Origin of the sequence: Streptomyces hilarionis (genome assembly GCF_024539675.1) — a bacterium.
Lineage (GTDB): Bacteria > Actinomycetota > Actinomycetes > Streptomycetales > Streptomycetaceae > Streptomyces > Streptomyces hilarionis.
Genome location: NZ_JAHHIT010000052.1, coordinates 16,049 through 34,042, shown reverse-complemented (window position 1 = coordinate 34,042; position 17,994 = coordinate 16,049). Strand labels below are relative to the sequence as shown.

At 72.5% G+C, this 17,994-nt stretch carries 18 protein-coding genes; 17 read left to right on the top strand and 1 reads right to left on the bottom strand.

What is annotated here, in order from left to right:
• Positions 1-12 precede the first annotated feature (12 nt).
• The 5 genes from KMS84_RS13150 to KMS84_RS13130 all read left to right on the top strand — a co-directional run bounded on the left by KMS84_RS13150 (position 13) and on the right by KMS84_RS13130 (position 6,863).
• Positions 13-1,629, top strand: coding sequence for a PucR family transcriptional regulator (locus tag KMS84_RS13150; RefSeq protein ID WP_256916367.1), 1,617 nt, complete (start codon positions 13-15; stop codon positions 1,627-1,629).
• A 180-nt stretch (positions 1,630-1,809) separates the two neighbouring features.
• Positions 1,810-2,652, top strand: coding sequence for a nitrilase-related carbon-nitrogen hydrolase (locus tag KMS84_RS13145; RefSeq protein WP_256916366.1), 843 nt, complete (start codon positions 1,810-1,812; stop codon positions 2,650-2,652).
• A 94-nt stretch (positions 2,653-2,746) separates the two neighbouring features.
• Entirely contained in the window at positions 2,747-4,150 is a 1,404-nt protein-coding gene (gene hydA / locus KMS84_RS13140; protein WP_256916365.1) for a dihydropyrimidinase, read from the top strand.
• Positions 4,151-4,161: 11 nt separating this feature from the next.
• Positions 4,162-5,181: a TIGR03842 family LLM class F420-dependent oxidoreductase gene (locus KMS84_RS13135; protein ID WP_256916364.1), complete on the top strand. Its 1,020-nt coding sequence runs from the start codon at positions 4,162-4,164 to the stop codon at positions 5,179-5,181.
• Between the two features lie 152 nt (positions 5,182-5,333).
• The gene (locus tag KMS84_RS13130; protein ID WP_256916363.1) at positions 5,334-6,863 is read left to right on the top strand and encodes an NCS1 family nucleobase:cation symporter-1; all 1,530 of its coding nucleotides are present in this window, start codon (positions 5,334-5,336) and stop codon (positions 6,861-6,863) included.
• A 92-nt stretch (positions 6,864-6,955) separates the two neighbouring features.
• On the opposite strand, the gene KMS84_RS13125 is transcribed toward KMS84_RS13130, so the two are convergent.
• A complete protein-coding gene (locus KMS84_RS13125) occupies positions 6,956-7,624 on the bottom strand; it encodes a hypothetical protein (protein WP_256916362.1) in 669 nt (222 codons plus the stop codon).
• A gap of 287 nt (positions 7,625-7,911) precedes the next feature.
• Between KMS84_RS13125 and KMS84_RS13120 the strand changes: the two genes are divergently transcribed.
• From KMS84_RS13120 to KMS84_RS13070, 12 genes are all read left to right on the top strand, one after another.
• Positions 7,912-8,226, top strand: a complete 315-nt coding sequence (locus KMS84_RS13120) for a DUF6400 family protein (protein ID WP_256916361.1) — start codon at positions 7,912-7,914, stop codon at positions 8,224-8,226.
• The gene (locus KMS84_RS13115) at positions 8,213-8,470 is read left to right on the top strand and encodes a hypothetical protein (RefSeq protein ID WP_256916360.1); all 258 of its coding nucleotides are present in this window, start codon (positions 8,213-8,215) and stop codon (positions 8,468-8,470) included. Before KMS84_RS13120 ends, KMS84_RS13115 begins: the two co-directional genes overlap by 14 nt.
• Before the next feature lie 211 nt (positions 8,471-8,681).
• On the top strand, positions 8,682-10,424 hold the full coding sequence (locus KMS84_RS13110; RefSeq protein ID WP_256916359.1) for an enoyl-CoA hydratase-related protein: 1,743 nt from the start codon (positions 8,682-8,684) through the stop codon (positions 10,422-10,424).
• A 100-nt stretch (positions 10,425-10,524) separates the two neighbouring features.
• Positions 10,525-11,598 (top strand): NADH-quinone oxidoreductase subunit B family protein, encoded by a 1,074-nt coding sequence (locus KMS84_RS13105; RefSeq protein ID WP_256916358.1) that lies wholly within the window; start codon positions 10,525-10,527, stop codon positions 11,596-11,598.
• A 106-nt stretch (positions 11,599-11,704) separates the two neighbouring features.
• Complete coding sequence (locus tag KMS84_RS13100; RefSeq protein ID WP_256916357.1) at positions 11,705-13,486, top strand: nickel-dependent hydrogenase large subunit; 1,782 nt, start codon at positions 11,705-11,707, stop codon at positions 13,484-13,486.
• Positions 13,483-14,019 carry a NifU-related iron-sulfur-binding protein gene (locus KMS84_RS13095; RefSeq protein ID WP_256916356.1) on the top strand — a complete coding sequence of 179 codons (537 nt, stop codon included), beginning with the start codon at positions 13,483-13,485 and terminating at the stop codon, positions 14,017-14,019. The genes KMS84_RS13100 and KMS84_RS13095 overlap by 4 nt, the downstream gene beginning before the upstream one ends.
• Positions 14,016-14,672, top strand: coding sequence for a DUF5947 family protein (locus KMS84_RS13090; protein ID WP_256916355.1), 657 nt, complete (start codon positions 14,016-14,018; stop codon positions 14,670-14,672). Before KMS84_RS13095 ends, KMS84_RS13090 begins: the two co-directional genes overlap by 4 nt.
• Complete coding sequence (locus tag KMS84_RS13085) at positions 14,669-15,361, top strand: DUF6084 family protein (RefSeq protein WP_256916354.1); 693 nt, start codon at positions 14,669-14,671, stop codon at positions 15,359-15,361. Before KMS84_RS13090 ends, KMS84_RS13085 begins: the two co-directional genes overlap by 4 nt.
• The gene (locus KMS84_RS13080) at positions 15,358-16,788 is read left to right on the top strand and encodes a hypothetical protein (RefSeq protein WP_256916353.1); all 1,431 of its coding nucleotides are present in this window, start codon (positions 15,358-15,360) and stop codon (positions 16,786-16,788) included. Before KMS84_RS13085 ends, KMS84_RS13080 begins: the two co-directional genes overlap by 4 nt.
• Positions 16,785-17,351: a hydrogenase maturation protease gene (locus tag KMS84_RS13075; RefSeq protein ID WP_256916352.1), complete on the top strand. Its 567-nt coding sequence runs from the start codon at positions 16,785-16,787 to the stop codon at positions 17,349-17,351. The genes KMS84_RS13080 and KMS84_RS13075 overlap by 4 nt, the downstream gene beginning before the upstream one ends.
• Complete coding sequence (locus KMS84_RS43450) at positions 17,348-17,452, top strand: DUF6893 family small protein (RefSeq protein WP_370745891.1); 105 nt, start codon at positions 17,348-17,350, stop codon at positions 17,450-17,452. Before KMS84_RS13075 ends, KMS84_RS43450 begins: the two co-directional genes overlap by 4 nt.
• 140 nt (positions 17,453-17,592) lie before the next feature.
• Positions 17,593-17,991 (top strand): hydrogenase maturation nickel metallochaperone HypA/HybF, encoded by a 399-nt coding sequence (locus KMS84_RS13070; RefSeq protein ID WP_256916351.1) that lies wholly within the window; start codon positions 17,593-17,595, stop codon positions 17,989-17,991.
• Positions 17,992-17,994: the final 3 nt, after the last annotated feature.

Here is a 17,994-nt window from a genome sequence, read left to right as displayed (position 1 = left end):
GAACACACCGCCATGACCATCGCCCTGGATCCCCGGGGGCCCGCAGAGCCCCTGGAACCCGCACTGTCGGTCCGTCAGGTCCTCGCCCTGGAAAGGGTGCTGGCCGGGGAGCCCGAGGTGGTGGCCGGCGCGTCCCAGCTCGACCGGCCGGTGCGCTGGGTGCACGTCGCCGAGGCGGCCGACGTCGGCGTGATGCTCAGCGGCGGGGAGATGGTCCTCACCACCGGAGTGCTGCTCGCCGGCGACGAGAACGCGCAGGCCGAGTACATCCTCTCCCTGCACCGCGCGGAGGCCGCCGCCGTGGTGCTGGGCCTGGGCCGGGCCTTCCCGACCGCGCCGGACGTGATGCGGCGCGCCGCCGAGCGGTGCGGACTGCCGATGGTGGTCCTGCACCGCCCGTTCCCCTTCGCCGAACTGACCGAGGAGGTCCAGTCCCGGCTGGTGCGGCGCAAGTTCGCCGCCGTCAGCCTGTCGGAGGCCGTGCGGACCGCGCTGACGACGCTCATCACCGCGGGCGCCCCACTGCAACTGCTGCTCGACGAGATCGCCCAGCACGCCGCCTGTCCCGTCGTCGTCACCAACCTGGCCCACCGCGTGCTGGCCACGGCGGGGGAGCGCTCGGCGGTCGACGACGTGCTGCGGGACTGGGAGCGCATCGCCCGCCAGGCATGGGGGCACCACCCAGGTCCTTCCGGCACGGGGGGAGGCAACGTGGGCGACGGCTGGATCCGCGCCGAACTGGGCGGACGCGGCGAGCGCTGGGGGCAGATCATGCTCTGCGGCCACCGCGGCGACACCGCGGGCGGACGGCTGCTGGCCGACCGGGCGGCCGAGGCCCTCGTCCTGCACCGCATGCTCGGCGGCGCCTCCGCCCACAGCTGGGAGGAGCAGTCCGCGCAGGGCCTGCTCACCGACCTGATCTCCGGCGTGGTGCCGGCGCGCCACCTGCTGCCCCGGGCCCGGGCGGCCGGCCTGCCCGTCAACCGGCGCACCTTCGTCCCGCTCGTGGTGCGCGACGGCGAACCGGCCCGGCTCGAACGGACGCTGCGGCTGCTGGGCCTGCCCGGGCTGGTCGCCGAGCTCGCCGACGGGGCCACCGCCGTGCTGCTCAGCCTCGCCCGCGACCAGGACGCCGACGGGCTCGCCGCCCACTTCGCCGCCCGGCTGCGCACCGAGTCGGGGCAGCCCCGCACCGTCGTCGCGGCGGCCGGCCCGCGGACCGCGTGGGAGGACGTGCCGGCCGGGCTGCGCGAGGCCCAGCACGTCGCCGACGCCGTCGCCGACTCCTCGGCGGCGCTCGACCTCCCGGCCGTCGTCCGGCTCAAGGACGTCCATCTGCGGGGCCTGGTGCGGCTGTTGCGGGACGACCCGCACGTGCAGTCCTTCGCCGAGCGCGAGCTGGACGGGCTGCTGTGCGCGGGCGGGGACGACCTGCTCGCCGTCCTGCGGACCTATCTGGCCACCGGCCGCAACAAGTCCCGCACGGCGCAGCTCCACCATGTGTCACGGCCCGCGCTGTACCGCCGGCTGGAGGCCATAGAAGGCCGGCTCGGCGTGGACCTCGACGACTTCGAACAGGCCGCCTCGGTGCATATCGCGCTCCTCGCGCACGACGCGCAGCAAAGCTGAACCCGAGCCCGGGCAACCACCCGGAAACATGGAACGACCTGCGAAAACGGTGGTGAAACATGGGGCGACCAAGACGTGACACGGTGGCACGCCGGACGCCCTCAGGCGTGACAGCGTGCCACTCAGAGCGGACCGGCCGGCTTCCTAGGCTCCTCGTACACCGAGCGACCGGAGGTCCCGATGAGCAGAGTGATCCGTGCCGCCGTCTTCCAGACTGCCTGGACCGGCGACAAGGAATCGATGATCCAGGTCCACGAGCAGGCGGTCCGCGACGCGGCCGCGCAGGGCGCCCAGGTCCTGTGCTTCCAGGAGCTGTTCTACGGACCGTACTTCTGCCAGGTCCAGGACCCGCAGTTCTACGAGTACGCCGAGGCGATCCCGGACGGGCCGATCGTCAGGCGGTTCCAGGCGCTCGCCGAGGAGCACGGCATCGTCCTGGTGCTGCCCATGTACGAGGAGGAGCAGCCGGGCGTCCTCTACAACACCGCCGCCGTGATCGACGCGGACGGCTCCTACCTCGGCAAGTACCGCAAGCACCACATCCCGCAGGTGAAGGGCTTCTGGGAGAAGTTCTACTTCCGGCCCGGGAACGTGGGCTGGCCGGTCTTCGACACCGCCGTCGGCAGGATCGGCGTCTACATCTGCTACGACCGCCACTTCCCGGAGGGCTGGCGTGCCCTGGGGCTGGAGGGCGCGGAGATCGTCTTCAACCCGTCGGCGACCTCGCGCGGTCTTTCCGCCTACCTGTGGCAGCTGGAGCAGCCGGCCGCCGCCGTCGCCAACGAGTACTTCGTCGGCGCGATCAACCGGGTCGGCGTCGAGGAGCTCGGCGACAACGACTTCTACGGCACCTCGTACTTCGTGGACCCGGAAGCCCAGTTCGTCGGCGAGGTGGCGAGCGACAAGGAGAGCGAACTCGTCGTCCGCGACCTGGACATGGCCAAGCTGCGCGAGGTGCGCGACCGCTGGCAGTTCTACCGGGACCGCCGTCCCGACGCCTACCCCCCGCTGACCGCGCCGTAACCGGCCGCAGCCGTCGCCGGTCCGGGGCACGGGAACCGGGCCGGCGGCGCCCTCCAGGCACGACACCAGTGTTGAACACGGCAGGAGAGGGAGTATGAGCAGCCGTACCGTCATCCGGGGTGGTCTCGTCATCACCGCGTCCGACGAGATCCACGCCGACGTCCTGATTGAGGACGGCCGGATCGCCGCCCTCGCCGCCTCCGGCACCCCGGCCGCCGGGGCCTGGACCGCCGAGAGGGTCATCGACGCCACCGGGAAGTACGTCATCCCGGGCGGGGTCGACGTCCACACCCACATGGAGCTGCCGTTCGGCGGCACCTTCGCCTCCGACACCTTCGAGACCGGCACCCGGGCGGCCGCCTGGGGCGGCACGACGACGATCGTCGACTTCGCCGTGCAGAGCGTCGGGCGCAGCCTGCGCGAGGGCCTCGACGCCTGGCACGCCAAGGCGGAGGGCAACTGCGCGATCGACTACGGCTTCCACATGATCGTCTCCGACGTGAACCAGGACACGCTCAAGGAGATGGACCTGCTGGTGGAGGAGGGCGTCACCTCCTTCAAGCAGTTCATGGCCTACCCCGGCGTCTTCTACAGCGACGACGGTCAGATCCTGCGCGCCATGCAGCGCTCCGCCGAGAACGGCGGACTGATCATGATGCACGCGGAGAACGGCATCGCCATCGACGTCCTCGTCGAGCAGGCCCTGTCGCGCGGCGAGACCGATCCCCGGTTCCACGGCGAGGTCCGCAAGGCCCTTCTGGAGGCCGAGGCCACCCACCGCGCCATCCGGCTCGCGCAGGTCGCCGGGGCCCCGCTGTACGTGGTGCACGTGTCGGCGGCGGAAGCGGTCGCGGAACTGGCCCGGGCGCGCGACGAGGGGCTGCCCGTCTTCGGCGAGACGTGTCCGCAGTATCTGTTCCTGTCCACCGACAACCTCGCCGAGCCCGGCTTCGAGGGCTCCAAGTACGTGTGCTCCACACCGCTGCGGCCCAGGGAGCACCAGGCGAAGCTGTGGCGGGGGCTGCGCACCAACGACCTCCAGGTCGTCTCCACCGACCACTGCCCCTTCTGCTTCGTGGGTCAGAAGGAGCTCGGCCGGGGCGACTTCTCGAAGATCCCCAACGGTCTGCCGGGCGTCGAGAACCGCATGGACCTGCTCCACCAGGCCGTCGTCGACGGGCACATCAGCCGCCGCCGCTGGATCGAGATCGCCTGTGCCACCCCGGCCCGCATGTTCGGCATGTACCCCAAGAAGGGCACCCTCGCCCCGGGGGCCGACGCCGACGTCGTCATCTACGACCCGCACGCCGAGCAGGTCGTCTCCGCCGAGACCCACCACATGAACGTCGACTACTCGGCGTACGAGGGCAGACGGCTCACCGGCCGCGTCGAGACGGTCCTGTCGCGCGGCGAACTCGTCATCACCGAGCGGGAGTACACCGGACACGCCGGTCACGGCGTCTACACCCCGCGCTCCACCTGCCAGTACCTCGACTAGGAGCAGCGCACATGGACTTCGGACTCGTCCTTCAGACCGACCCGCCGGCCACGAGGGTCGTCGAGCTGATGCAGCGCGCCGAGCGCAACGGCTTCACCTACGGCTGGACCTTCGACTCCGCCGTCCTGTGGCAGGAGCCGTTCGTGATCTACAGTCAGATCCTCGCGAACACGAGCAGGCTGACGGTCGGGCCGATGGTGACGAACCCCGGCACCCGCACCTGGGAGGTCACCGCCTCCACCTTCGCCACCCTCAACGACATGTTCGGCAACCGCACCGTGTGCGGGATCGGCCGCGGCGACTCCGCGATGCGCGTCGCGGGCCGCGCCCCGAACACCCTGGCCCGCATCAGCGAGGCCATGAAGGTCATCCGGGCGCTCGGCTCGGGCGAGGAGGCCGACCTCGGCGGCACGGTCGTCAGGTTCCCCTGGATCAAGGAGGGCGCGCAGCTGCCCGTCTGGATGGCCGCGTACGGTCCCAAGGCGCTGAAGATGACCGGCGAGGAGGCCGACGGCTTCATCCTCCAGCTCGCCGACCTCTACCTCACCGAGTACATGGTGAAGGCCGTCAAGGACGCCGCCGTCGCCGCCGGCCGCGACCCCGCCGAGGTGAAGATCTGCGTCGCCGCCCCGGCGTACGTCACCGAGGACGACTCGCCCGAGGCGCTCGCCCACGCGCGCGAGCAGTGCCGCTGGTTCGGCGGCATGGTCGGCAACCACGTGGCCGACCTCGTCTCCAAGTACGGCGCGCACTCCGCCGCCGTCCCCGACGAGCTCACCGACTACATCAAGTCCCGTGAGGGGTACGACTACTCGCACCACGGCCGGGCCGACAACCCCGACACCGCGTTCGTGCCCGACGAGATCGTCGACCGGTTCTGCGTCGTCGGACCGGTCGAGAAGCACATCGAGAAGCTGACCGCACTGCGCGAGCTGGGCGTCGACCAGTTCGCCCTCTACGACATGCACGACGCGCAGGAGGCCACCATCGACGCCTACGGCACGACCGTCATCCCGGCCGTGGGCGGCTGACCCGGCCCGTCCCCAGGGGCCCGCCCACTCGTCCTCAGGAGCAACTCCCCTTCCCCCCACTCCCGTTCTCCCCTCCTCCACCTCCCCGGAGGAGGGGACCCGGAGACCCGCACGGCCTTTCCGGATCCGCCCCTCGTTTGATTGGCCTGCCCATGACCGACACCGCTCCCACGGCCATACCCATGGCCGACCAAGTCACCCGTCCCGACGGACGCGTGGAGCTCGCCCCGGGCTCACCGCCGCCCAGCGGCCCCTACGCCAACGACGACCTGCTCCCCGTCCCCGTGGAGAAGCGCACCTGGACCACGTACAACTTCTCCGCGCTGTGGGTCGGCATGGCCCACAACACGGCGTCGTGGACGCTGGCCTCCGGTCTGATCGCCGTCGGCATGGACTGGAAGCAGGCGGTGCTCACCATCGGCCTGGCCAACCTCATCGTGCTGGTCCCCATGCTGCTCACCGGGCACGCGGGGCCGAAGTACGGCATCCCGTTCCCGGTCTTCGCACGCGCCTCCTTCGGCGTGCGCGGCGCCAACCTCCCCGCCGTGGTGCGGGCGTTGGTGGCGTGCGGCTGGTTCGGCATCCAGACCTGGATCGGCGGCGAGGCGATCTACTTCCTCGCCGGGAAGCTGATCGGCAACGGCTGGTCCGACGCCGGGACGATCGGCGGCCACCCCTGGACCATGTGGCTGTCGTTCGCCATCTTCTGGGCGATCCAGGTCGCCATCATCTACCGCGGGATGGAGACGATCCGCCGCTTCGAGAACTGGGCCGCGCCCTTCGTCCTGGTCGGCGCGGTCGTGATGCTGATCTGGATGAGCGACAAGGCGGGCGGCTTCGGCCCGTTGCTGGACCAGCCCTCCAAGCTCGGCTGGGGCGGCGACTTCTGGAAGCTGTTCTGGCCGTCGCTGATGGGCATGATCGGCTTCTGGTCGACGCTGTCGCTGAACATCCCCGACTTCACCCGCTACGGCAAGTCGCAGAAGGCGCAGACCTGGGGACAGGCGCTCGGCCTTCCCACCACGATGACGCTCTTCGCGCTGCTGTCGGTGCTGGTCACCTCCGGCTCCCAGGCCGTCTACGGCGAGGCCGTCTGGGACCCGGTACAGCTCGCCGCCAAGACGGACAACGTCTTCGGGCTGCTGTTCGCCCTGGTGACGGTGCTGGTGGCGACCCTGTCGGTGAACATCGCCGCCAACCTCGTCTCGCCGGCGTTCGACTTCTCCAACATCGCGCCGCGCAGGATCAGTTTCCGCACCGGCGCCCTGGCGACCTGCGTCCTCGGCGTGCTGATCTTCCCGTGGAAGCTGTACTCCGACCCGCAGGGCTACATCTTCACCTGGCTCGGCCTGGTGGGCGGTCTGCTGGGCACGGTCGCCGGCATCCTCATCGCCGACTACTGGATCCTGCGCCGCGGCCGGCTCGACCTGGCCGACCTGTACCGCGCGGGCGGCCGTTACTGGTACGAGGCCGGCTGGAACTGGCGGGCGGTGGTCGCCTTCGTGACGGGCGGCGTCCTCGCCGTCGGCGGCGCCAGTTTCCAGCCGCTGATCGACGGCCGGCCGATCCCGGCGCTGGAACCCCTCGCCGACTACGGCTGGGCGGTGGGTCTCGGCGCCTCGACCGTCGTGTACCTGGGCCTGATGCTGCTGCGCCGAGGCCGGGAGGAGTCCGCCGTCTGACGTGCGGGACGATGACGTCGCGCGTGCCGCGCCGAACGGCCGGAGGGGCGCTCACGCTCCTCCGGCCTTCGCCCGCTCGGCGCCCCGAGCGGTCAGGCCTTCGGCGCGTTCTGCAAGGCCGCCACCGCTTCCTTGGCCGCCTTGATCGCACCCTTGTTGATCTCGTCGGTGGAAGGCGCCTTCTTCGACTCGAAGTCGCTGCCGTTGTAGTTGACGACGACCAGCGCGTTCGCGACCTGGGCGATGACGACGCCCTCCCGGGTCTGCTGCTTGTCCTCCGTCGTCAGGTTGACCACGGAGTAGCCCGCGTTCCCGAGCCCCGGCACCGCCCCGCCGCCGCTCTTCTCCTTGATGCGCTCCTTGTACGAGCTCTGCGCCGCGTCGTCCGAGTCCGTGATCTCGAAGGAGACGTCGAGCCAGCGGTAGTCGTACCCCTTGAGCGCGTTCCACGAGCAGGTGCGGCGCAGACCGGTGTCCGTGGACGGGATCTCCTTGCCGGCCGTCTTGGCGCCCGGCACCAGCGTCGTGATCGTCTTCGCGGCCACGCCGGTGCAGGGCGCGGGCGCGGCGCCGTACGTCTTGGACGCGGCCGTCGTGGACGGCGCGGCCGTCGTCTCGGACTGGGTCTTCTGCGTGTCCTTGGCCGCGGTGTCCTGGGTGGCGGTGAGCGGTCCGGACGTCAGCGCCCAGCCCGCGCAGGCGAGCACGGCCACGGGGGACAGGCGCGCGGTGAGGGTGAGCGGCAGTGGGAGAGAGCGCACGGCGCACTTTCGTGGGGGACGGTGCGGACGGGGTCCGCGATGCGGACGGTGGACGTCAGTCTCACACGACTCCCTGTGGGGCGGAAGCGAAAACTCGCTGCGTGCACGGGCGGTGACGAAGGGCGCGTCAATTCCCCGGCATCGGCGTCCCATTGGGGTGCAAGCTCGCAAATCACGCCAACGGGACTCTTCGGGCCGACCGAGGGTGTCCTCGGTGCGTTCGTCCCTCTGTGACGTCTCCCACCCGCTCTTGCCCGGGTGAGGACCGTTTGCCTACGTTCGGTCGCATGTCCACCCACGACCGCGCCCTGCCCGGCGACCCGGACGAGCCCGCCGCGCCGAGCGGGCCCACGGCGGACCGGCGCGACGACCCGCCCCCGGCCGACCTGGTCGTCGACCTCAGCGCGCACGAAATGCTCCGGCGCGCCCACGTCCTGGACGCCCTCGGCCCCGACTGGGACCCCGTGGCCGCCCTGCGGGGCGAGGAGGCGGCGTACGGGCTGCTGTACTCCGGACTCAGCGCGGAGCAGCAGCGGGTGTACGACGACCTGGTCGCCGCCGGCGTGCTGCCGCGGCGGGGAGACGGCCATGCTGCCGCTTGACCCGCAGGCCGACGTCGGCCGCCGCGCCTGGGTCGCGTGCCCGAACTGCGGCGACCACCGCGGGTGCGCCACCTGCGAGGAGGGGCGCACCTGCTCGGAGCACTGGCGCTACCTGCTCTCCCACGCCGGGAGCCTGCTCCACCTCCAGTGCCCCTCCTGCACCCACCTCTGGTCCCACGAGACCGGTTTCGGCGCCACCCGCACCCCGTGGGAGCGCGTCACCGACGCCCTGCGGCGCCGCTGACCACCGGACGCCGCCGGCCCGGCCCGGCCGGGCCCCCCGCGTCATCGCACCGCCGGGCCCCGGGCCGGTGCGGGCGGGGCCGGACGGCGCATCGGGGTCCGCTTTCGGATGACCGCGCCGCCTGCCGCCGGGGCCGCCAACCCTCCGTGGCCGAGGATCGCGTCGGCGGCCCCTCGCTGCCGGCCGTTCGCCCGCCCGCCCGGAGGCAGCCGTGCACATCCTGATCCTGGCCAGCGCGTTCAACAGCCTGACCCAGCGCGTCCACGCCGAACTGCGCGACCGCGGCCACCGGGTGGCCGTCGAGCTCGCCCTGCCGGACCGCTCGCCGACGGAGGCCGTGCGGCGGCACGCGCCGCAGCTCGTCGTGGCGCCGATGCTGAAGTCGGCGATCCCCGAGGAGGTCTGGGCGGCGTATCCCTGCTTCGTCGTCCATCCGGGGCCCGTGGGCGACCGCGGGCCGTCCTCCCTCGACTGGGCGATCCACGAGGGCGTCGATCGGTGGGGCGTCACCGTGCTTCAGGCCGACCGGGAGATGGACGCGGGGGACGTGTGGGCCGAGGCGCCCTGCCGGCTTCCCGAGGCGGTGTCCAAGAGCGACCTGTACCGGGGCGAGATCGCCGATGCCGCGCTGGAGGCCCTGCTGCTCGCCGTGGAACGCTTCGCCGGGGGCGTGCACGTGCCGCGCGGACAGGGCCCCGCAGCCACGGGGGATGCCCCTCTGCGCACGCGTCCCCACCTCGACCAGAGCGTCCGGCGGATCGACTGGGCCGAGGACTCGACGCGGACCGTCCTGCGCAAGCTGAGGGCCGCCGACTCGCAGCCCGGCGTGCTGGACACGCTCCTCGGCGGCGAGTGGTACCTGCACGGCGGTCACCCCGAGGACGTGCTGCGCGGCCGTCCCGGCGCACTGCTGGCGACCAGGGCCGGGGCGATCTGCCGGGCCACCCGGGACGGCGCCGTGTGGATCCCCGAGCTGCGGCCCCGGCGCGCACCCGGCCGGCCCCCCACGTTCAAGCTGCCCGCCGTGCGGGCCCTGGGCGACCGGCTGCCGCCGCTGCCCGAGAGGCCCGCGGCCCTCTCGTCCGACCGGCGCCGCACCTGGGCGGACATCCGCTACCGCGAGGACGGCGACGCGGGCTTCCTCTCCTTCTCCTTCCCCGGCGGCGCCATGAGCACCGAGCAGTGCCGGCGTCTGCTGGACGCCTACCGGGAAGCGTGCGGGCGTCCCACGTCGGTGCTGGTGCTGGGCGGCGAACGGGACGTCTTCTCCCACGGGATCCACCTCAACGTCATCGAGGCGGCCGACGACCCCGCGGCCGAGTCCTGGGCGAACATCAACGCCATCGACGACCTGGTCGAGGCGGTCCTGACGACGACGGACCGGCTGGTGGTCTCGGCGCTCGCGGGAAACGCCGCGGCGGGCGGCGTCATGCTCGCCCTCGCGGCCGACGAGGTGTGGTGCCGCTCGGGCGCCGTGCTGAACCCCCACTACCGCCTGATGGGCCTGTACGGCTCGGAGTACTGGACCCACACGCTCCCGCGCAGGGTGGGCCCCGAGACGGCCGGGCGGCTCCTGAGCGACGCCCTGCCGGTGAGCGCGAAGGGCGCGCTGCGCCTCGGGCTCGTCGACCGCGTCGTCGACAGCGGTCCCGGTGATTTCGCGCGCGAGGTCGCCGGCCTGGCCCTGCGGCTGGCGGCGCTCCCGGCGACCGCGTCCCGGATCGCCGCCAAGAAGGCCGGGCGGGACGGACCGCGCAGCGCGACCGCGCTGGCGGCCTTCCGCGAGCGGGAGCTCACCCGGATGCGCCGGACCTTCGACGACCCCGACGCGCCGTACCACGCACTGCGCCGCAGCTTCGTCCACAAGGAGCGGCCCTCGTGCACCCCGCCGCACCTCGCCCCGGCCGCGGTTGCCGAAACGGGCCCGGCCCCCTCCACCGCGGACGTCACCTGAACGGCCCTCGCCGACGTCCCGTCCCGGCCCCGCGCCTGTTACGAAGAAACGACGGCCTGAACGCAGGCTCTCATCCCTCACCTCCCCAGGAGGCGGTCCCATGACTGAGGCGACGGCGAAGACGGACGGCGCTGCGCCCGCCGACGAGACGCCCACGATCCACATCCTCTGGATCAACGCGGGTCTGAGCTGCGACGGCGACTCCGTCGCGCTGACCGCGGCCATGCAGCCGAGCATCGAGGAGATCGTGCTCGGCGTGCTGCCGGGGCTGCCGAAGATCGCCGTCCACTGGCCGCTCATCGACTTCGAATGCGGTCCCGTCGGCGGCTCGGACACGTTCATCGAGTGGTTCTTCAAGGGGGAGCGGGGCGAGATCGACCCGTTCGTGCTGGTCGTCGAGGGGTCGATCCCCAACGAGGCGATCAAGCCGGAGGGCTACTGGTGCGGGTTCGGCGACAACCCGGAGACCGGCCAGCCCATCACCACCAGCGAGTGGATCGACCGGCTGGCCCCGAAGGCCCTGGCGGTCGTCGCCATCGGCACCTGCGCCACCTACGGCGGCATCCACGCCATGGCGGGCAACCCGACCGGCGCGATGGGCGTGCCCGACTACCTGGGCTGGGACTGGAAGTCCCACGCCGGCATCCCCATCGTGTGCGTCCCCGGCTGCCCCATCCAGCCCGACAACTTCTCCGAGACGCTCACGTATCTGCTCTACCAGGCCACCGGCGCCGCGCCGATGATCCCGCTGGACGACAAGCTGCGGCCCACCTGGCTGTTCGGGGCCACCGTCCACGAGGGCTGCGACCGTGCCGGCTACTACGAGCAGGGCGAGTTCGCCCTGTCGTACGACTCCCCGAAGTGCCTGGTCAAGCTGGGCTGCTGGGGACCGGTCGTCAAGTGCAACGTGCCCAAGCGCGGGTGGATGAACGGCATCGGCGGCTGCCCGAACGTCGGCGGCATCTGCATCGCGTGCACCATGCCCGGCTTCCCCGACAAGTTCATGCCGTTCATGGACGAGCCGCCCGGCGCCAAGGTCTCCAGCACGGCCAGCGGCGCCTACGGAGCCGTGGTCCGCAGACTGCGCTCGATCACGGCGAGGACGGTGGACCAGGAGCCCAGGTGGCGCCGTACCGGGCAGAAGATCACCACCGGCTACCGGCCGCCCTGGTGACACCCCGCCGCGACTGACCCGCGCACGACCTGCGACCGACCCGTTTCTGCTCAGCGCACCCCCCCCACGACCGAGCACCCCCGCGCAACGAAGGGCACGGCACACGATGGCAACGACGAAGGCGGCCGGCGACGGCAGCGGCCTGGTGGAGATGGCCTGGGACCCGATCACCCGGATCGTGGGCTCCCTCGGCATCCACACGAAGATCGACTTCAAGCAGAAGCGGGTCGCGGAGTGCTACAGCACCTCGTCGGTCTTCCGCGGCTACAGCGTCTTCATGCGCGGCAAGGACCCGCGCGACGCCCACTTCATCACCAGCCGCATCTGCGGGATCTGCGGCGACAACCACGCCACCTGCTCGGTGTACGCGCAGAACATGGCGTACGGCGTGAAGCCGCCGCACCTGGCCGAGTGGATCATCAACCTCGGCGAGTCCGCGGAGTACATGTTCGACCACAACATCTTCCAGGAGAACCTGGTCGGGGTCGACTACTGCGAGAAGATGGTCAAGGAGACCAACCCCGGCGTCCTCGAACTCGCCGAGCGCACCGAGGCCCCGCACGCGGCCGAGCACGGCTACCGCACGATCGCCGACATCATGCGCTCGCTGAACCCCCTCGAAGGGGAGTTCTACCGCGAGGCCCTCCAGGTCAGCCGCTACACCCGGGAGATGTTCTGCCTGATGGAGGGCCGCCATGTGCACCCCTCCACGCTCTACCCGGGCGGCGTCGGCACCATCGCCTCCGTGCAGCTCTTCACGGACTACCTCAGCCGGCTGATGCGCTACGTCGAGTTCATGAAGCGCGTCGTGCCCCTGCACGACGACCTGTTCGACTTCTTCTACGAGGCGCTGCCCGGCTACGAGGAAGTGGGCCGCCGCCGTGTCCTGCTCGGCTGCTGGGGCGCGCTCAACGACCCCGAGCACTGCGACTTCACCTACGCCAACATGACCGACTGGGGACGGAAGATGTTCGTCACCCCCGGTGTCGTCGTGGACGGCAAGCTGGTCACCAACGACCTCACCGAGATCAACCTCGGCATCCGCATCCTGCTGGGCAGTTCCTACTACGAGGACTGGCAGGGGGCGGAGCAGTTCGTCACCCACGACCCGCTCGGCAACCCGGTGGACCCGCGCCACCCGTGGAACCAGCACACCATCCCCGCCCCGCAGAAGCGCGACTTCGACGACAAGTACAGCTGGGTCATGTCCCCGCGCTGGTTCGACGGCAAGGACCACCTCGCCCTCGACACCGGCGGCGGCCCCATCGCCCGCCTGTGGTCCACCGCCCTGTCCGGGCTCGTCGACATCGGCTACGTCAAGGCCACCGGGCACAGCGTGGTCATCAACCTGCCGCGCACCATGACCAAACCGGAGACCACCTTCGAGTGGCGGATCCCGAAGTGGTCCAACGCCCTGGAACGCAACCGCGCGCGCACCTACTTCCAGGCGTACGCCGCCGCCGTCGCCCTGCACTGCGCCGAGAAGGGACTGGCGGAGGTCCGCGCCGGACGCACCCAGACCTGGGAGAAGTTCGAGGTGCCGCAGGAGGGCGTCGGCGTCGGCTTCACCGAGGCGGTCCGCGGAGTCCTCTCCCACCACATGGTGATCCGGGACGGCAAGATCGCCAACTACCACCCGTACCCGCCCACCCCCTGGAACGCCAGCGTCCGCGACTCCTACGGCACCCCGGGCCCGTACGAGGACGCGGTGCAGAACACCCCGATCTTCGAGGAGAACACCCCGGAGAACTTCAAGGGCATCGACATCATGCGCGCCGTCCGCAGCTTCGACCCCTGTCTGCCCTGCGGCGTCCACATGTACGTCGGCGGCGGCAAGACGGTGAAGTCGATGCATGTCCCCACCGGCCTGAGCGGACTGGGCGGATGAGCGCGCCGACGGCGGCGCGACCCGTCGACGCCGAACGGACCGGACGCCGGGTCGAGGAGGTGCTGGACCGGCTGGCCGGGAGCGACCCGGCCGCCGCCGCGGCCGCCGAGGAACTGGTCCGCTCCCTCATGGACTTCTACGGCGCCGGCCTGGCCCGCACCCTGCACCTGCTGGCCGACGCTCCGGGCGACCCGTCGGCCCGCCTGCTCGGCGACGAACTCGTCGCGAGCCTGCTCGTCCTGCACGACCTGCACCCCGAGGACCGCGACACGCGCATCGCCCGGGCCCTGGACAGCGTCCGCGAACACGCCCTGGACGTCGTGGAGTTCGACGAGGAGAGCGGCGCGCTGACCCTGCGGGCCCGGGAGGCCGGCGGCTGCGGCTGCGGCTCCGGCGCGGGCGCCCGGGAAGCCGCGCGGGCGGCCCTCGCCTGCTTCGCACCCGAGGTCACGGACGTCGAGGTGCAGACCGCGCCCGCCGGGCCCGCCCTCCTCCAGATCGGCACCGGCCCGGCGCCGACGGGCACCAGGTGAGCGCCTCCCCGGCGCCCGCCCGGCACGCGCGCCCCGCAGGCCTGCGCCGGTTCCGCACCGAGCGCACGCCCCGGCCCGAGCGGTGCGAACTGTGCGCGGCGACCGTGTCCGAGGCCGACCACCGCCACCTGGTCGACACCGAGAAGCGCGCCCTGGTCTGCGCCTGCGCCGCCTGCGCCCTGCTGATGGAACAGCCGGGCGCGGCCGCGGGCCGCTTCCGCACGGTCCCGGCCCGCTACCTCACCGACCCCGGTCACCGCCTCGACGAGAGCACCTGGGACGCCCTGCAGATCCCCGTCGGCGTCGCCTTCCTGTTCCGCAACGCGGCGCTCGACCGGCTCGTCGCCCTCTACCCGAGCCCGGCCGGAGCCACCGAGAGCGAACTCGAACCGGCCACCTGGACGGCCGTCCTCGGAAGCAGCCCCCTCGCCGCACTCCTCGAACCCGACGTGGAGGCACTGCTGCTGCGCCGCACCGACGGCCGCTTCGAGTGCCACCTCGTACCCGTTGACGTCTGCTACGAACTCGTCGGCCGCATGCGCCTGTTGTGGCAGGGCTTCGACGGCGGGGCCGAGGCGCGCGCCGCGCTCGACGCGTTCTTCGCGGACGTCGCCCGACGTGTCAGGCCCGTCGACGAGGAGGCGCGCCCGTGACCGAGTTCTCTTTCGCCTGCACGGGCGTGCGCGCCGACCGCTACGCCGCCGGGCCGACCCTCGTCTTCCGGCTGCGCATCACCGCGTCCGGCGACACCCCCGTGCACGCGCTCGCGCTGCGCTGCCAGCTGCGCGTCGAGCCCGCCCGCCGCGGCTACGACGCGGCCGAGGCGGACGGACTGGCGGACCTCTTCGGCGAGCGCTCCCGCTGGGGCAGCACCCTGCAACCGGTGCAGTTCGCCCAAGTCGCCCTGATGGTCCCCGGTTTCACCGGCGAGACCGAGACCGACCTGGTGGTGCCGTGCACCTACGACATGGACATCGCGGCCACCCGCTACCTCACCGCCCTCGCGGGCGGCGAGGTCCCGCTGCTGATGCTGTTCTCCGGCACGGCGTTCACCGGAGCCGGCGGCTTCCGGGTCGAACCGGTGCCGTGGGACCGGGAGGCCGCCTTCCGGATGCCGGTGGCGACCTGGCGGGAGATGGTCGAGCAGCACTTCCCCGGCTGCGGCTGGATCCGGCTGCCGAGCGACACCATGGACGCCCTGCTCGCCTACCGCTCCCGGCGCGCCCTGCCCTCCTGGGAGGCCACCTTGCAGGCCCTCCTGGACGACGGCCGCGCCTCGGAGGCGCCCCGCAGCGACCCGCTGCGCGCGCTCACCGGCACCACCGGAAGGACGGACCCGTGACCGTCACCGCGTTCGCCTCCGCGACGCAGGCGCGATTCGCCCTCGCCCGGCAGGTCGCCGACGCCGTCCTGTTCGAGGGCTATGTGCTCTACCCCTACCGGGCCTCGGCGGCGAAGAACCGGCTGCGCTGGCAGTTCGGGGTGCTGGTGCCGCCCGGCTGGGGCGCCGAGTGCGAGGAGCACGACTTCCAGCACACCGAGTGCCTGATGGAGCCGGCGGCCGGCGCGACCCTCTCCGTCGAGGTGCGCTTCCTGCGCGCCCGGCGGCGCACCGTGCAGCGGGCCCGCCCGGACGGCGGCTTCGACACGGTCGGCGAACTCCGCCTCGACGACCGGGTGCTGATGCCCTGGGACGAGGGGGCCGAGGAGCGCGTCGAGGTGGTCGCCCCGGTGGACGACCTCTTCGGCGACGGCGTCGCCGTACCCTTCCGGCGGCCCGCCGGGGAGGACGCCCGACCCGTCCTGGACGCGGCCGGCCGCACGGTGGGCCGCCTGCTGCGGCGGTGGGAGGAGGCCTGCGGCACCGTCCGGCTGTCCGCCCGCGAACTCGACGGCCCCTACCGGGCCGTGCGGCTGACCGCCGTCGTCGAGAACACCAGCGCCTGGACGCCGCCCGACGGCGGTGAGGCCGGCCGGGACGCGGCGCTGCCGCACTCGCTGGTGGCGACCCACACGCTCATGGCCCTCAGCGCCGGATCCTTCCTGTCGATGACCGACCCCCCCGAGTGGGCCAGGGGCGCGGTCGCCGCCTGCCGCAACCTGCACACCTGGCCCGTGCTCGCCGGCGAGCGGGGCAGCGCCGACCTCGTGCTGTCCTCGCCGATCATCCTGGAGGACCATCCGGCCATCGCGCCGGAGAGCCCCGGCGCGCTCTACGACGCCACCGAGATCGACGAGATCCTCGCCCTGCGCACCGCGGCCCTCACCGACGAGGAGAAACGCGAGGCCAGGGGCACCGACGAGCGGGCGGCCGCCGTGATCGAGCTGGCGGACTCGATGCCCCCCGAGGTGCTGGAACGCCTGCACGGAGCGGTGCGCGGGCTGCGCGAGGCGACCGGCCCGGGCCCCGCCGCCCCGGACGACGGCTTCCCCGACGAGCACGGGGTGCGGCGCCCCGACACCCCCTGGTGGGACCCCGCGAGCGAGGCGGGCTTCGACCCGGCGCGCGACCACGTCGCGGTGGACGGCCGACGGGTGGGCAAGGGCAGCCGCGTCCAGCTGCGCCCGGGCCGGCGCCGCACCGACGCGCAGGACATCTTCCTGCACGGCCGCACCGCGACGGTCGAGGCGGTGCTGCACGACGTCGACGGCGCCGTGCACCTGGCGGTCACGGTCGAGGGCGACCCGGGCGCCGACATCCGCCGCGAGCAGGGACGCTTCCTGTACTTCCAGCCCGACGAGGTCACCCCGCTGGAGGACGGCGCATGAACCCCTCCCCACCGGCCCGCCCCCGGACGCTCGTGGCGGGCATCGGCAACGTCTTCCTCTGCGACGACGGCTTCGGCGTGGAGACCGCCCGCCGACTGGCCGGACGCCGACTGCCCGCGCACGTCGAGGTCGTGGACGTCGGCGTGCGCGGAGTGCACCTCGCCTACCAGCTCCTGGACGGCTACGACACCCTCGTCCTGGTGGACGCCACGGCGCGCGGCGAAGCCCCCGGCACGCTGTACGTGATCGAACACGACCTCGGCGGCGCGAGCCCCGCGCCGCCCGCGCCCGCGCTGGACGGCCACCGGATGACCCCCGACGCCGTCCTCGCCCTGCTGGGCACCCTGTGCGCCGGGACGGGCGGCGAACCACCGCGACGCGTCCTGGTCGTCGGATGCGAACCGGCCTCGGTGGACGAGGGCGTCGGCCTCAGCGCGCCGGTGTCCGACGCCGTGCCGGAGGCCGTCCGGCTGATCGAAGAGCTGCTGCACGACGGCGGGCCGGGAGAGTCCGCGCCGCGGGCCACGGCCGGCGGGATCTCGACACGAGGAGAGACGGGATGAAGAAGTTCGTCATCGGCGGTGCGGCCCTGGCGGCCCTGGTGGCCCTCGGCGTCGAGGTGCTTCCCGACGTGCGGCGCTATCTGCGGATCCGACGGATGTGAACGGCGCCCGCCGCGGCGCCGTCCCGTTGCGTCGAACGGCGTACCCGCCGGTCGGCGACGGCGCGCCGGGCCGTGCGACCCGGCGGCGCACGCCTCTAATGAAGGCCGACCGGAGGCAGCCCGCGCGAGGACGGAGACCCATGCACGAGATGTCCGTCGCGCTGGCCGTCGTCGACCAGGTGGCAGAAGCCGCCGAGCGGGCCGGTGACGTCACGGCGGTGCGGTCGGTCCGGCTCCTGGTGGGCGAACTGGCCGGCGTCGTCCCCGACGCGCTCGCCTTCTGCTTCGAACTGGTCTGCGCCGGAACCCTGCTGGAAGGCGCCGAACTCGTCACCGAGGCCGTGCCGGGGCGGGCCCGCTGCTCGCCCCACGCCCACGAATGGGCCGTCGGCATGCCGCCCCGGCTGACCTGCCCGGTCTGCGGGGGGACGGACACCGAGCTCCTCGCGGGCCGGGAGCTGCAGATCGCCGACGTGCACTGGGTGGACGGCGGCCCCGCGTGCGCGACCACCCGCGAACCGCTGTCCGAGGAGCGCTGAACC

Excerpts from the sequence above, each read along its gene's own strand:
- KMS84_RS13150 (WP_256916367.1), top strand. The coding sequence starts at position 13 with ATGACCATCGCCCTGGATCCCCGGGGGCCCGCAGAGCCCCTGGAACCC.
- KMS84_RS13145 (WP_256916366.1), top strand. The coding sequence starts at position 1,810 with ATGAGCAGAGTGATCCGTGCCGCCGTCTTCCAGACTGCCTGGACCGGC.
- hydA (WP_256916365.1), top strand. The coding sequence starts at position 2,747 with ATGAGCAGCCGTACCGTCATCCGGGGTGGTCTCGTCATCACCGCGTCC.
- KMS84_RS13135 (WP_256916364.1), top strand. The coding sequence starts at position 4,162 with ATGGACTTCGGACTCGTCCTTCAGACCGACCCGCCGGCCACGAGGGTC.
- KMS84_RS13130 (WP_256916363.1), top strand. The coding sequence starts at position 5,334 with ATGACCGACACCGCTCCCACGGCCATACCCATGGCCGACCAAGTCACC.
- KMS84_RS13120 (WP_256916361.1), top strand. The coding sequence starts at position 7,912 with ATGTCCACCCACGACCGCGCCCTGCCCGGCGACCCGGACGAGCCCGCC.
- KMS84_RS13115 (WP_256916360.1), top strand. The coding sequence starts at position 8,213 with ATGCTGCCGCTTGACCCGCAGGCCGACGTCGGCCGCCGCGCCTGGGTC.
- KMS84_RS13105 (WP_256916358.1), top strand. The coding sequence starts at position 10,525 with ATGACTGAGGCGACGGCGAAGACGGACGGCGCTGCGCCCGCCGACGAG.
- KMS84_RS13100 (WP_256916357.1), top strand. The coding sequence starts at position 11,705 with ATGGCAACGACGAAGGCGGCCGGCGACGGCAGCGGCCTGGTGGAGATG.
- KMS84_RS13095 (WP_256916356.1), top strand. The coding sequence starts at position 13,483 with ATGAGCGCGCCGACGGCGGCGCGACCCGTCGACGCCGAACGGACCGGA.
- KMS84_RS13075 (WP_256916352.1), top strand. The coding sequence starts at position 16,785 with ATGAACCCCTCCCCACCGGCCCGCCCCCGGACGCTCGTGGCGGGCATC.
- KMS84_RS43450 (WP_370745891.1), top strand. The coding sequence starts at position 17,348 with ATGAAGAAGTTCGTCATCGGCGGTGCGGCCCTGGCGGCCCTGGTGGCC.
- KMS84_RS13070 (WP_256916351.1), top strand. The coding sequence starts at position 17,593 with ATGCACGAGATGTCCGTCGCGCTGGCCGTCGTCGACCAGGTGGCAGAA.